The organism is Cytobacillus oceanisediminis 2691 (assembly GCF_007678455.1).
Taxonomy (GTDB): Bacteria; Bacillota; Bacilli; order Bacillales; family Cytobacillaceae; genus Mesobacillus; species Mesobacillus oceanisediminis_A.
In genome coordinates this window covers 83,125-97,842 of record NZ_VEEP01000008.1, presented here as the reverse complement: position 1 = coordinate 97,842, position 14,718 = coordinate 83,125, and the positions used below count along the sequence as shown (strand labels likewise).

The window sequence follows — 14,718 nt, the reverse complement described above, 5'->3', positions numbered from 1 at the left end:
AAAAGCAGGTTATTCTGACAGGTTAGGCAGTGAAGGACGAAAAGCTGTCAAGAAAAGCTGTTTATTCTGACAGGTTAGACAGTGAAGGACGAAAAGCTGTCAAGAAAAGCAGGTTATTCTGACAGGTTAGGCAGTGAAGGACGAAAAGCTGTCAAGAAAAGCTGTTTATTCTGACAGGTTAGGCAGTGAAGGACGAAAAGCTGTCAAGAAAAGCAGGTTATTCTGACAGCTAGGGCAGTGAAAGCAGAAAAGCTGTCAAAAAAGTCCGGAATAATCCAGGGTCGACTGCGAAAATGAAGTCAATTAACGATTGAATACAACAAAGCGGCTGAAAAGGTAACCCAACCAATTGGCAAATATAAATCAAACAGTAACGGAGGAAACAATAATGAACTTTCGATTATCAGAAGAACATGAAATGATCCGGAAAATGGTCCGTGATTTTGCGAGGAATGAAGTGGCTCCTACGGCTGCTGAGCGTGATGAAGAAGAACGCTTTGACCGCGAGATTTTTGACAAGATGGCGGAGCTTGGACTGACAGGTATTCCTTGGCCTGAAGAGTACGGCGGCATCGGCAGCGACTATCTGGCTTACTGCATTGCAGTGGAAGAATTATCACGTGTTTGCGCATCGACTGGTGTCATGCTTTCCGCACATACTTCACTTGCTGGCTGGCCGATCTTCAAGTTCGGAAACGAAGAGCAGAAGCAAAAATATTTGCGTCCAATGGCTGAAGGAAAGAGCATTGGAGCTTACGGGTTGACTGAGCCAGGAAGCGGTTCTGACGCAGGTGCAATGAGGACGACTGCAAAAGAAGATGGAGACCATTATGTATTAAATGGTTCGAAAATCTTCATCACAAACGGCGGTGTAGCGGATATCTATGTTGTGTTCGCGCTGACTGATCCGTCAAGCAAGCATAAAGGAACGACTGCGTTCATCGTCGAAAGCAGCTTCCCTGGATTCTCTGTCGGCAAGAAGGAGAAAAAGCTGGGCATCCGTTCATCTCCGACAACCGAAATCATCTTTGAAGACTGCCGCGTGCCAAAGGAAAATATCCTTGGCGAAGTTGGCGAAGGCTTCAAAATCGCGATGATGACACTTGACGGCGGACGTAACGGGATCGCTGCACAGGCAGTCGGAATTGCGCAGGGTGCTCTAGATGCAGCGGTCGATTACGCGAAAGAACGCCAGCAATTCGGCAAGCCGATCGCGGCGAACCAGGGAATCGGCTTTAAACTTGCGGACATGGCAACTTCAGTAGAAGCTTCAAGACTATTAACTTATCAGGCTGCATGGCTAGAGTCTGAAGGCCTTCCATACGGCAAGGAATCAGCAATGTCCAAACTATTTGCCGGCGACACAGCAATGAAGGTGACAACTGAAGCAGTACAGGTATTCGGCGGCTACGGCTACACGAAGGACTATCCGGTTGAACGCTTCATGCGTGACGCAAAAATCACGCAGATCTATGAAGGTACACAGGAAATCCAGCGTCTAGTCATCTCAAGGATGCTGACGAAATAACAAGGCGGGGCAGAAGAGATGAAAAAGCGAGAAGTGCAGGCGTCGGTAAAAGATGAGCGACTTGTGAAAAAGAGGCGCGACCAGATGATCAAAGGGGCCGTAACCCTTTTCAAGCAAAAGGGCTTCCACCGCACGACGACCAGAGAGATTGCCCGGGCTTCAGGCTTTAGCATCGGTACCCTTTATGAATATATCCGCACGAAGGAAGATGTGCTTTACCTAGTCTGCGACAGCATTTATGACGAAGTCCGCGACCGCCTTCAGGAAAACCTCGACACGAACCAGGGGACGCTTGAGAGCCTGAAGGTTGGCATCGCCAATTACTTCAAGGTCATGGATGACCTGCAGGACGAAGTGCTCGTCATGTACCAGGAGGTCAAATCGCTGACGAAGGATGCCCTTCCATATGTGCTGAAAAAAGAAATCGAGATGGTAGGGATGTTTGAGGATGTAATCCAGCGCTGCGTCGAAAATGGCGAGCTTGACCTGGATGAAAAACATGTCAAAATCATTGCCCATGATATTTTTGTCCAGGGGCAGATGTGGGGATTCCGCCGCTGGGCACTGCAAAAACTGTACACTCTCGAGGAGTACACAGAACTGCAGACAGATTTGCTTTTCAAGGGGATTAAGGGATCGGAAATGAAATTAGGAACAGGGGGAACAAAATGAGTATGCCGGAAATGTATAAGCCAAAGAACCATATTCGCTTTGTGACAGCTTCAAGCTTGTTTGACGGCCATGATGCCTCAATCAATATCATGCGCAGGATCATCCAGTCATTGGGTGGCGAGGTTATTCACCTTGGCCACAACCGCTCCGTCGAAGAGGTCGTCAATGCCGCAATCCAGGAGGATGCACAGGGGATTGCGATTTCTTCCTATCAGGGCGGGCACGTTGAATACTTTAAGTATATGTACGATCTTTTGAAGGAAAAAGGCGCTTCCCATATCCGCATTTACGGCGGTGGCGGCGGTGTCATCATTCCTCGGGAAATAAAAGAGCTTCATGAATACGGAATCGCCCGTATTTTCTCGCCAGAAGACGGCAGGAAATATGGCCTTAATGGCATGATCGAGCAAATGATCAAGGAGTGTGATTTCCCGACTGTGACTGCTGAAGGCGTCGAGGAAATCGAAAAACTTGAAGATGGAGACCCAAATGCTGTCGCAAAGCTGATCACGCTTGCCGAGCAGCATGTTGGTTCGGAAAAAGAAACAGCCGCCGCTGTCGAAAGCTTGATGGAAAAAGTCAAGACGATGACAAAGGCGGTGCCGGTTGTAGGAATTACGGGTACGGGCGGTGCAGGTAAAAGTTCATTGACGGACGAGTTGATCAGGCGCTTCATCAATGAAATTCCTGAAAAACGCGTAGCGATTTTATCAGTCGACCCTACAAAGCAGAAAACAGGCGGAGCACTTCTGGGAGACCGGATCCGCATGAACGCGATTTTCTCTCCACGCGTTTACATGCGCAGCCTGGCGACGAGAAAGTCAAAGTCTGAGTTGTCCCTTGCGATCAAGGATGCCATCGATGTTGTAAAAGCAGCAGGGTTTGACCTGGTTATCGTCGAAACGAGCGGCATTGGCCAGGGCGATGCAGGAATCACGGATGTCTGTGATGTTTCCATGTATGTGATGACGAGCGAATTCGGTGCGCCGTCACAGCTTGAGAAAATCGACATGATCGATTATGCCGACTTGATTGTTATCAATAAATTCGAGCGCAAAGGCTCAGAGGATGCAAAGCGCCAGGTGCAGAAGCAGTATCAGCGCAGCCATATGTTTTTTGACAAAGAGCTTGATGAAATGCCTGTCTACGGCACAATCGCCAGCCAGTTCAACGACCCTGGCACGAACGCGCTGTTTGCTGCGCTGGTCAATAAAATCAATGAAAAAGCAGGCACAGATTGGACGACATCATTTTCTACCAATGCAGTAGTGGAAAAACAAAATGTCATCATCCCGAATGACCGCCGCTATTACCTAAGGGAAATTTCCGAAACGGTACGGAGCTACCATAAACACGCAGCTGAGCAGGCCGACCTTGCCCGCAGACTGTTCCAGCTTGAAGGGGCAATCGAAGCGGTAAAAGAAAAAGAAACAAACAGCGAAGTTCTTTCTTCTCTGCAAGCGTTAAGGGAAGAAACAGAGAAGAAACTGACACCAGAGTCAAGAAACATCCTTGAAAACTGGGAATCTCTGAAGGAAAAATATAGCGGTGACCAGTTCATCACGAAAATCCGTGACAAGGAAATCGTAACAGAATTGAAGACAAAAAGTCTTTCCGGGTTGAGCATCCCTAAGGTTGCACTGCCAAAATACAAGGATTACGGCGAAATCCTGCGCTGGGTTTATCTTGAGAATGTGCCTGGCAGCTTCCCGTACACAGCGGGCGTATTCCCGTTCAAGCGTGAAGGTGAGGATCCGAAACGCCAGTTTGCTGGTGAAGGAACACCGGAGCGGACAAACCGCCGTTTCCATTACCTTTCAAAGGATGACGCAGCAAAACGCCTAAGCACTGCATTCGATTCCGTCACACTTTACGGGGAAGACCCGGATTATCGTCCCGATATTTACGGTAAGGTCGGCGAGAGCGGCGTCAGTGTTTGTTCGCTTGATGATATGAAAAAGCTGTATGCAGGATTTGACCTTTGCCATCCATCAACATCGGTGTCGATGACAATCAACGGACCGGCACCGATCATCCTGGCGATGTTCATGAACACAGCGATTGAACAGCAGGTGGAAAAGAAGGAAGCAGAGCTTGGCCGCAAGCTGAATGACGAAGAGTTTGCCCAGGTCAGGGAAATGACACTTCAAACGGTCCGCGGTACAGTACAGGCCGATATTTTAAAAGAGGACCAGGGACAGAATACTTGTATCTTCTCGACTGAATTCGCACTACGTATGATGGGCGATATCCAGCAGTATTTTATTGATGAAAAAGTCCGGAACTACTATTCTGTATCGATTTCCGGGTACCATATTGCCGAAGCAGGGGCGAACCCGATTTCCCAGCTGGCGTTCACACTGTCAAATGGCTTCACGTATGTTGAGTACTATTTGAGCAGAGGAATGAAGATCGATGACTTTGCGCCAAACCTGAGCTTTTTCTTCTCGAATGGCCTTGATCCTGAGTATTCCGTGATTGGCCGCGTTGCCCGCAGAATCTGGGCGACGGTCATGAAAAATAAGTACGGAGCGAATGAACGCAGCCAGAAACTGAAGTATCATATCCAGACATCAGGCCGCTCGCTTCATGCCCAGGAAATCGACTTCAACGATATCCGTACGACGCTTCAGGCGTTGATGGCACTTCATGATAACTGCAACTCGCTTCATACGAATGCCTACGACGAAGCAATCACCACGCCGACTGAGGAATCAGTCAGACGTGCGATGGCGATCCAGATGATCATCACGAAGGAGCACGGATTGACGAAGAACGAAAATCCGCTCCAGGGTGCGTTCATCATTGAAGAGCTGACTGATTTGGTTGAGGAAGCAGTCCTTCAGGAATTCGAACGGATCAATGACCGCGGAGGCGTGCTTGGTGCAATGGAAACTCAGTATCAGCGCGGTAAAATCCAGGATGAATCCATGTACTATGAAATGAAGAAGCATTCCGGGGAGCTGCCGATCATCGGTGTGAACACGTACTTGAATCCAAATCCTCCATCAGAGGAAGAGATCGACAAGATGGAGCTTGCCCGTGCGACGAAAGAAGAAAAAGAAACACAGATCCGCAACCTAGAAGCATTCAAGGACCAGAATCAAGACCAGTCCGAAACAGCGCTTGACCGGCTGAAGGAAACAGCAGTCAATGGCGGCAATATTTTCGCCGAACTGATGGAAACTGTTAAATACGCAAGCCTGGGACAGATCACAAGGGCGCTTTACGAAGTAGGCGGCCAGTTCCGCAGGAATATGTAAAGGTTAGTTTCAAAACAAGCATTATGGTGTAAAAATGTAGGGCGTGCAAAAAAAAGACTTTTGCAATCTGCCTGAATGGGATGGCTTATAGGAAATCTATGAGCCATCTTGCATTTTATGGTGCTCGTTTCGTAAACTAGAAACCAATATAAGGTTTTTCAAATTTTACCTATCATTTGGCGGATAATCTTATATAATCTAGTTATCGGTTCATACATACGACCTACTTCAGGATGTGAATTTTGTGAAATCGGTTTTGTTCACGGCAGGGGCTTTTGTGGCTGCTGCTGCCATGTATTATCTTTATCAGCGTCAGCTTGGCGCAATCCCATTTTTCATTTTATCGATCGCCTTTTTTTTACTGGCATATGGCCAGCTGAAGAAAAGGAGGAAGGCTGGAAGAGGGAAAGTGGAAATGGAAAGCGAAAAAAGCCGGGAAAACGGCAGATAAAACTGGCATAAAGGTCTAAAATTTGTTTATAATGTAGAATATGCATTCTGGGATATTTTCCTTGTTTTCGGACGAATGGCCGGGTAAAGGCCTGGAATAGAGAAAGGAAGTGCGAAAATTGAGTTTAAGCCAATACTCAAAAGAAGAGCTTCAAGAAATGTCATTGATTGAAGTAGGATTTGAAATTTTAAAAGAAAAGAAGCAAGCGATCACGTTTCAGGAGCTGATGGCTGAAATCAAGAGCGTCCTTAAATTGGACGAGGCCGATGCTGCTGAAAGAATGGTTCAATTCTATACAGATATAAATATAGATGGACGTTTCATGTCCCAGGGTGAAGGACGCTGGGGTCTTCGCGTCTGGTACCCAGTCGACCAGATCGAAGAAGATAATGTCACCACAGTCAAGCCGAAAAAGAAGAAGGCTAAGAAGGCTGTTGATGAGGACGATCTAGATCTTGACGAATTCGATGAAATCGATGAGGACGATCTGGACTACGATGATGTCGACGAATTCGATGAAGAAGACGACGATGATGCTCTCGACGACGATGACGACGATGATGAGGACTTCGATGAGGACCTGGAAGATTCCGATGACTTCGAAGACGATGAGGATGAGCTGCTGGAGGATGAAGACGAAGACCTGCCGCTCGAAGATGAAGATCTCGAAGATGAAGACGAAGAACTATAATTAACAACTTGACTTTTATATTTACCGAATGTAGAATACTTTTTGGGCTCCTTAAAAAAGGACGATTAAGTAAAACAGCCACAAAACGCTCCCCATACTCTGTATGCGGGGCGTTTTTTTTATTTTTACAGGCTAAAAATAACCCTCTGTACATCCGCTTGCAAAAACAGAAGCAGGCGAAATGAAAAGGTTAAAAATTTAATTAATAAATCAATTAAACAGGTGCATATTGTACAAACTGTTTGATGAGGGGGATTACACAATGGCAAAATATATTTTTGTTACGGGCGGAGTAGTTTCGTCCTTAGGTAAGGGAATCACGGCTGCATCCCTTGGAAGATTGCTGAAAAACAGGGGCTTGAACGTGACAATCCAGAAGTTCGATCCATACATCAACGTAGACCCTGGGACAATGAGTCCTTACCAGCACGGTGAAGTATTCGTGACGGACGATGGCGCCGAAACGGACCTGGACTTGGGCCACTACGAGCGCTTCATCGATATCAACCTGAACAAATACTCAAACGTGACAACAGGAAAAATCTACTCGACGGTTCTGAAAAAAGAGCGCCGCGGTGACTACCTCGGAGGAACTGTGCAGGTTATCCCGCACATCACGAATGAAATCAAGGAAAAGGTTTTCCGTGCCGGCAAAGAGACTGGCGCAGATGTTGTCATCACTGAAATCGGCGGCACAGTAGGGGATATCGAATCACTGCCGTTCCTTGAAGCAATCCGCCAGATCAAGAATGATGCTGGCCGTGACAATGTGATGTACATCCACTGTACACTGGTTCCTTACATCAAGGCAGCCGGTGAAATGAAAACAAAGCCAACCCAGCATAGCGTAAAAGAATTGCGCAGCCTGGGAATCCAGCCAAATATTATCGTTCTTCGTACCGAAATGCCGATTTCACAGGACATGAAGGACAAGATTGCCCTGTTCTGTGATATCGACAAGGAAGCGGTAATTGAGGCGACAGATGCGGAAACTCTTTATTCAATCCCTCTGGCTCTTCAAGAGCAGAAGATGGACCAGCTTGTATGCGAGCACTTCAAATTGGACTGCGCTGAAGCAGACATGACTGAGTGGAATGCACTCGTCGAGAAAGTGACGCATCTTACCGGCAAAACGAGAATTGCCCTCGTCGGTAAATATGTTGAACTTCAAGACGCTTACATTTCAGTAGTTGAATCATTGAAGCATGCAGGATATGCATTTGACAGTGATATTGAAATCAAGTGGATCAACTCTGAGGAAGTAACAGAGGAAAACGTCGTTGAATTGCTGAATGACGCAGATGGAATTCTTGTTCCTGGCGGATTTGGCGATCGCGGAATCGAAGGGAAGATCCTTGCGACCAAATACGCGCGCGAGAATAAAGTGCCTTTCTTCGGAATCTGCCTTGGCATGCAGCTGGCATCCGTTGAATTCGCACGCCACGTTCTTGGCTTGAAAGATGCTCACTCTGCCGAAATCATGCCAAGCACGTCAAATCCGATCATCGACCTTCTTCCAGAGCAGAAGGATATTGAAGATCTTGGCGGAACACTCCGTCTTGGCTTATATCCATGTAAGCTTGCTGAAGATACGAAGGCATTCGCTGCTTATGGTGATGACCTGGTATACGAGCGCCATCGCCACCGTTACGAGTTCAATAACGAATACCGTCAGGCAATGGAAAATGAAGGGTTCATCTTCTCAGGGACAAGCCCGGATGGTCGTCTGGTTGAAATCATCGAACTGAAGGACCACCCATGGTTCCTGGCATCACAGTTCCATCCTGAATTCACATCAAGACCAACACGTCCGCAGCCACTATTCAGGGACTTTATTGAAGCATCCATCAAGACAAATAAATAACATAAAAAAAAGCCGGTGAATTTGCCGGCTTTTTTTGTGCATTTTTGTGATTTAATCATACAAATACGTGTCAATAGTCTTCCAAAATTTCCTCAATCGTGAATTTTAGGCCAAAATAGATATACAGTGCCGCCATAGAAGTGGGATAGCCAATTCTGTTGCCGGCATCATCCGGCAGCAGGCCTTTTTTGATTCGTAAATCAATATGGACGTCCGCAAGCGTATTCAGTCCTTCATTTTCATTCCGGACGGTAGAAATCGCCACGAACGGGATCCCTTTTTCCTGTATAATGCCTGCCATTTTGACTGCCTCTTCATTATCGGCGTAGCGGCTGACAATCAGCACGCGGTCTGCGGCTTCTATTTCTGTTTCCTTCGATAAAATAGCTGCAGATTGAAGTGGCTCTTCGCCATAAACGGCTTCAAGTTCAACAGCCTTCATTTCCCCGGTACCGAAAATATAAATTTTGCCTTCTCCGGCAGCAGCCTGTGCCAGCAGCCGTGCTCCATCCTCAATTGAAAATTCTTCTTTTTCCATCAGCCGGTTGAATAATCCGGCCAATTGTGTCGAAAACATTTTTAACATTCCAGCACCTCCGTCTTTGCCAATACTGATTATAAAGTACTACAATGAGAATGAAAAAGCATCTGTCGAAAATAAGTTTAAAAATATGGCAGGAATTTCAAGATTCTTAACGAATTGTGTAATGGGGATAGGACGAAACCATTTCCTGGGCAAAAGCATATACTCATATTACATTTATTAGGGGGAAGAGGCGGCATGAAAGAAAAAATACTAATTGTTGACGACCAATTTGGCATCAGAATTCTACTTAATGAAGTGCTGCAAAAAGAAGGTTATCAAACGTACCAGGCTGCAAATGGCGTCCAGGCCCTGGAACTGGTTAAGAAGCATCCACCCGATCTCGTTCTTCTGGACATGAAAATCCCGGGCATGGATGGTATTGAAATTTTAAAAAGAATGAAAGTAATCGACCCGGATATACGCGTCATCATCATGACCGCCTATGGCGAGCTGGATATGATTCAGGAAGCGATGGACCTTGGTGCTTTGACCCACTTTGCCAAGCCATTCGATATTGATGATATCCGCGCAGCAGTAAAGAAATATTCACAAACCGTATCAAAAGATTGAGATACATAAAGTGCCCTCAGGATGCTCCAGGGGGTTTTTTCTTGCCTGAAAAAGTGAGTTTACAGACAAGTGAAACTATTGGTAGCGCTTGCTTTATAGCATTTTTATGACACTTGCAAAAACAAGGCTTGAACAATGGCAATTCTGATTTTCTTTTGGTATGATACATATGAATTCCACAGGATCATTTCGTTTTGATGAATGCCATCTCGGGTACATAATCAAAAGCAGAGAGGGAAACCCTTTTAAAGGGTAGCATAATCAAAAAGCGATTGATCATAACGAAGGAGGAAAAGATATGCCTTTAGTTTCAATGACTGAAATGCTGAAAAAAGCGAATGCGGAAGGCTACGCTGTTGGGCAATTCAACTTAAATAACCTTGAGTTCACTCAAGCGATCCTTCAGGCTGCAGAAGCTGAGAAGTCACCGGTTATCCTTGGGGTTTCTGAAGGTGCTGCACGCTACATGGGCGGCTTCAAGACTGTTGTGAAAATGGTAGAAGGTTTGATGGAGGACTATAACACTACAGTTCCTGTCGCTATTCACCTTGACCACGGTTCAAGCTTCGACAAATGTAAAGAGGCAATCGACGCAGGCTTCACATCTGTCATGATCGATGCTTCACACGGACCTTTCGAAGAGAATGTTTCAACAACTTCAAAGGTTGTAGAATACGCTCACTCAAAAGGTGTTTCTGTTGAAGCAGAACTTGGAACTGTCGGCGGACAGGAAGACGATGTCGTTGCTGACGGCGTTATCTATGCTGACGTACAAGAGTGTAAAGAACTTGTTGAGCGCACTGGCATTGACTGCCTTGCTCCTGCACTTGGTTCTGTACACGGCCCTTACAAAGGCGAACCAAACCTTGGTTTCAAAGAAATGGAAGAAATCAACAAGGTTGCAGGCGTACCATTGGTATTGCACGGCGGTACAGGCATTCCAACAAAAGACATCCAGAAAGCAGTCTCTTTAGGAACTGCTAAAATCAACGTTAATACTGAAAACCAGATTGCTTCAGCTAAAGTTGTCCGCCAGGTATTGGCTGAAAAGCCTAACGAGTACGATCCACGCAAATACCTTGGACCAGCTCGTGACGCAATCAAAGAAACTGTAATCGGCAAAATGCGCGAATTTGGTTCTTCTAACAAAGCGTAATAGCAACGAAAATTTGTTATAATAAAACCGCCTTACAATAAGGCGGTTTTTGTCCATTTATATAATTTAGAATATTTTAAATCCACTTCGAGAATTGTCTAGCTTCAGCGCCTAGCCCCTCAAGACGCTTCGGTCCTGCCAATGAAGTCAAAGAACGACTTCACTGTCAGGCCCTCCAGCGCTTGTCGGGGCTGACCAAGGCGCTTGCGCTTTTCTCGTAAGTTTGAAAATTATGTCGACTGGAGGCGTTTACAAATGAAGTTTTTTATCGATACTGCAAATATGGAAGAAATCCGCGAGGCCTATACTCTTGGAATTTTATCAGGTGTCACGACAAACCCGTCACTTGTGGCAAAAGAAAAGAATGTGAAGTTTGAGGACCGTCTGAAGGAAATTACCGAATTGGTCCCTGGCTCTGTCAGTGCCGAAGTCATCGCGCTTGATGCAGAAGGCATGATCAAAGAGGGAAAAGAATTAGCTGCAATCGCACCGAACATTACGATCAAAGTTCCGATGACTCCAGAAGGGCTGAAGGCTGTTTCCGTATTCTCAAAAGAGGGAATCAAGACAAACGTAACACTGGTTTTCAGTGCAAACCAGGCATTGCTGGCAGCCAGAGCGGGGGCTACATACGTGTCACCATTCCTTGGCCGCCTCGATGACATCGGCCATAACGGACTCGACCTGATTTCAACGATTGCCGAAATCTTCACCATCCACGGAATCGACACAGAAATCATCGCAGCATCCATCCGTCACCCACAACACGTAACAGACGCAGCACTAAGAGGCGCACATATCGCCACCGTACCATACAAAGTCATTCAGCAAATGTTCAACCACCCGCTGACAGACAAAGGAATCGAAGCATTTTTGAAAGACTGGGAATCTCGCGGACAGTAATTGTATCTGCTGTATGAAGCAACTTACTTAGTTGCTCTGTTACACCCAACGATTTTTTAAGTCCTGTTGACCGTAGTGGAAGGCACGAAGACTCCTCCGAAAATGCTAACGCATTTCCATCGTGCGTGGGCGAACTCGAGGAAGCTTATTCAAAGTCCTGCGGGATTAGCAAGTCATTGGGAGACCCCGCAGGCGTGTTAACGCCGAGGAGGCTACCAGACTGCCCGCGGAAAGCGAAGTGCCTGGAACGAAGGTCAACAGTCTTGATTAACAGGGCTATTGAAACTAGAAATATGGTCTGCCTTGCAGAGGCATAGTCTAGTTAGGAACTTTTACCCAATTTAATCTTTTTTGCATTTTATTACATGAAATTGGGAATATCGTGTAAACTAAGGGAATAGAAAACTCCCGGAATCTGAATATTTTTATTGGAAAAATAAACCAAATTGATTTCGGTCATTTTAATCTACGTAGAGCCTATATCGGTCTTAGCTGTACATTGTTTGCATCTCCAGCTTGACCTTACATCACGGCTTAGAAGGGAGTCAAAAATGGAAAAGCTTAAGATTGCAGGCGGTTATCCTTTAAAAGGGACTGTACGGGTAAGCGGCGCGAAAAACAGCGCGGTAGCCTTGATCCCCGCAACTATTTTAGCTGAATCGCCTGTAACCATTGAAGGTTTGCCGGATATTTCCGATGTTCATATGCTCAAGGACTTGATGGAGGAAATCGGCGGTTCTGTTGAATTCTCGAACAATGAAATGACGGTAGATCCGTCTTCCATGATTTCCATGCCTTTGCCGAATGGAAAAGTGAAAAAGCTGCGAGCTTCTTACTATCTAATGGGAGCGATGCTTGGCCGTTTTAAAAAGGCTGTCATTGGACTGCCTGGCGGATGCCATTTGGGTCCCAGGCCGATTGACCAGCATATAAAAGGATTCGAAGCACTTGGTGCCAGCGTGACAAATGAGCAGGGTGCAATCTATCTTCGTGCAGATGAGCTTCGCGGAGCAAGAATCTATCTTGACGTCGTAAGCGTTGGGGCAACGATCAATATCATGCTTGCAGCTGTACGGGCAAAAGGGCGGACCATCATTGAAAATGCCGCCAAAGAGCCGGAAATCATTGACGTAGCAACATTGCTCACCAATATGGGAGCGAAAATCAAAGGAGCCGGAACCGATGTAATCCGTATCGATGGTGTGGATGAGCTTCATGGCTGCCGCCATACTATCATTCCGGATCGAATCGAGGCAGGAACATATTTGATTCTTGGAGCTGCGATTGGTGATGGCGTCACGATTGATAATGTCATTCCGCAGCATATTGAGTCACTTGTGGCCAAGCTGAAGGAAATGGGAGCCAAAATTGAAGCCAGTGATGAACAAATCTATGTTGCTCCTGCTGAGAAGTACAAGGCGGTCGACATTAAGACACTCGTTTATCCAGGATTCCCGACAGACCTGCAGCAGCCATTCACCGCACTGCTCACAAGGGCGGAAGGCTCAAGCGTTGTCACGGATACAATCTATGGCGCACGCTTTAAGCATATCGATGAACTGAGAAGAATGAATGCCAATATCAAAGTTGAAGGCAGATCTGCGATCATCAGCGGTCCGGTCAAGCTTCAGGGAGCCAAGGTTAAGGCAAGCGATCTCCGCGCCGGAGCAGCTCTTGTCATTGCCGGCCTTATGGCTGAAGGTGTCACTGAGGTGACGGGTGTAGACCATATCGATCGCGGCTACAGCCACATCGTTGAAAAGCTGAATGGGCTCGGTGCCACAATTTGGCGTGAAGATATGACCTCTGAAGAGCAAGAAGAAGTAAAAAAATCATAAAAAGTATAGTACAATGGAGTTGTACAATACAAATAGTGGTGCTAATGCTGATTGAAACCGTAAATTAGTATAACCTATTTGATTATCGAGCCGTGCATTGCGGCCACATCAAAGAGATAGAGAGGTTTACTGTTTCGGTGGGCATTAGCCCCTTTCATGATTAGGGGATGATCATATGGAACGTAGCTTAACGATGGAGCTTGTCCGCGTGACCGAGGCGGCGGCGCTTGCGTCAGCACGCTGGATGGGACGCGGAAAAAAAGACGAAGCTGACGATGCTGCAACGTCGGCAATGAGAGATGTGTTTGACACCATCCCGATGAAAGGTACAGTCGTGATCGGTGAAGGTGAAATGGATGAAGCACCGATGCTGTATATCGGTGAAAAGCTTGGGACAGGCTATGGCCCGCGTTTGGATGTAGCGGTCGATCCTTTGGAAGGAACGAATATCGTAGCGTCCGGCGGCTGGAATGCCCTTGCTGTCCTAGCGGTGGCAGATAACGGCAACCTGCTTCATGCACCTGACATGTACATGGATAAGCTTGCAGTAGGACCAGAGGCGGTTGGAATGGTCGATATCAATGCTTCTGTCCTTGATAACCTGAAGGCAGTTGCAAAAGCGAAGAACAAGGATATTGAAGATGTTGTAGCGACGGTATTGAACCGTCCGCGCCATGAACATATCATTGCCCAGCTTCGTGATGCCGGAGCAAGGATCAAACTGATCAATGACGGAGATGTAGCAGGCGCGATCAATACGGCGTTTGATACTACCGGCGTGGATATCCTGTTTGGTTCAGGCGGAGCACCTGAGGGTGTCATCGCAGCTGTAGCACTTAAAAGCCTCGGCGGTGAAATCCAGGGAAGATTGCTTCCGCAAAATGATGCAGAGCTTGAGCGATGCAAAAAAATGGGCATCGATGTCAATAAAGTCCTCCTTATGGAAGATTTCGTCCGCGGCGACGATGCCATTTTCGCAGCCACAGGCGTAACTGACGGTGAGCTGCTTAAAGGAGTCCAGTTCAAAGGCTCTTACGGCTCAACCCACTCCGTCGTCATGCGTGCAAAATCAGGCACAGTCCGGTTCATCGAAGGCCAGCACAGCCTGAAGAAAAAACCTCACTTAGTCATGAAATAATAAATTATTTTAAAAAGATGTTGTTAAAGCATTATGTTGTTTTTACTCCTGTTGATTG

General features: G+C 46.6%; 12 protein-coding genes. 11 read left to right on the top strand and 1 reads right to left on the bottom strand.

The window, feature by feature from the left end; translation table 11 throughout:
• The first annotated feature begins 388 nt into the window (after positions 1 to 388).
• The 6 genes from FS736_RS16340 to FS736_RS16315 all read left to right on the top strand — a co-directional run bounded on the left by FS736_RS16340 (position 389) and on the right by FS736_RS16315 (position 8,469).
• Positions 389 to 1,528 carry an acyl-CoA dehydrogenase gene (locus tag FS736_RS16340; RefSeq protein ID WP_144479193.1) on the top strand — a complete coding sequence of 380 codons (1,140 nt, stop codon included), beginning with the start codon at positions 389 to 391 and terminating at the stop codon, positions 1,526 to 1,528.
• A gap of 18 nt (positions 1,529 to 1,546) precedes the next feature.
• Positions 1,547 to 2,200 (top strand): TetR/AcrR family transcriptional regulator, encoded by a 654-nt coding sequence (locus tag FS736_RS16335; protein WP_144479191.1) that lies wholly within the window; start codon positions 1,547 to 1,549, stop codon positions 2,198 to 2,200.
• A gap of 2 nt (positions 2,201 to 2,202) precedes the next feature.
• A complete protein-coding gene (gene icmF / locus FS736_RS16330; protein ID WP_144479472.1) occupies positions 2,203 to 5,463 on the top strand; it encodes a fused isobutyryl-CoA mutase/GTPase IcmF in 3,261 nt (1,086 codons plus the stop codon).
• Between the two features lie 244 nt (positions 5,464 to 5,707).
• Positions 5,708 to 5,914, top strand: a complete 207-nt coding sequence (locus FS736_RS16325; protein ID WP_144479189.1) for a hypothetical protein — start codon at positions 5,708 to 5,710, stop codon at positions 5,912 to 5,914.
• 118 nt (positions 5,915 to 6,032) lie between these two features.
• Positions 6,033 to 6,605 (top strand): DNA-directed RNA polymerase subunit delta, encoded by a 573-nt coding sequence (rpoE, locus tag FS736_RS16320; RefSeq protein WP_144479187.1) that lies wholly within the window; start codon positions 6,033 to 6,035, stop codon positions 6,603 to 6,605.
• A 262-nt stretch (positions 6,606 to 6,867) separates the two neighbouring features.
• The gene (locus FS736_RS16315; RefSeq protein ID WP_144479185.1) at positions 6,868 to 8,469 is read left to right on the top strand and encodes a CTP synthase; all 1,602 of its coding nucleotides are present in this window, start codon (positions 6,868 to 6,870) and stop codon (positions 8,467 to 8,469) included.
• Between the two features lie 70 nt (positions 8,470 to 8,539).
• On the opposite strand, the gene FS736_RS16310 is transcribed toward FS736_RS16315, so the two are convergent.
• The gene (locus FS736_RS16310) at positions 8,540 to 9,055 is read right to left on the bottom strand and encodes a DUF2529 domain-containing protein (RefSeq protein WP_144479183.1); all 516 of its coding nucleotides are present in this window, start codon (positions 9,053 to 9,055) and stop codon (positions 8,540 to 8,542) included.
• Between the two features lie 195 nt (positions 9,056 to 9,250).
• On the opposite strand from FS736_RS16310, the gene FS736_RS16305 reads away from it, so the two are divergent.
• The 5 genes from FS736_RS16305 to glpX all read left to right on the top strand — a co-directional run bounded on the left by FS736_RS16305 (position 9,251) and on the right by glpX (position 14,660).
• Positions 9,251 to 9,625: a response regulator gene (locus tag FS736_RS16305; protein WP_144479181.1), complete on the top strand. Its 375-nt coding sequence runs from the start codon at positions 9,251 to 9,253 to the stop codon at positions 9,623 to 9,625.
• A 298-nt stretch (positions 9,626 to 9,923) separates the two neighbouring features.
• A complete protein-coding gene (locus tag FS736_RS16300; protein WP_144479179.1) occupies positions 9,924 to 10,781 on the top strand; it encodes a class II fructose-bisphosphate aldolase in 858 nt (285 codons plus the stop codon).
• A gap of 255 nt (positions 10,782 to 11,036) precedes the next feature.
• On the top strand, positions 11,037 to 11,684 hold the full coding sequence (gene fsa, locus FS736_RS16295) for a fructose-6-phosphate aldolase (RefSeq protein WP_144479177.1): 648 nt from the start codon (positions 11,037 to 11,039) through the stop codon (positions 11,682 to 11,684).
• 551 nt (positions 11,685 to 12,235) lie between these two features.
• Entirely contained in the window at positions 12,236 to 13,522 is a 1,287-nt protein-coding gene (locus tag FS736_RS16290) for a UDP-N-acetylglucosamine 1-carboxyvinyltransferase (RefSeq protein WP_144479176.1), read from the top strand.
• A 175-nt stretch (positions 13,523 to 13,697) separates the two neighbouring features.
• Positions 13,698 to 14,660 (top strand): class II fructose-bisphosphatase, encoded by a 963-nt coding sequence (glpX, locus tag FS736_RS16285; RefSeq protein WP_144479174.1) that lies wholly within the window; start codon positions 13,698 to 13,700, stop codon positions 14,658 to 14,660.
• Positions 14,661 to 14,718: the final 58 nt, after the last annotated feature.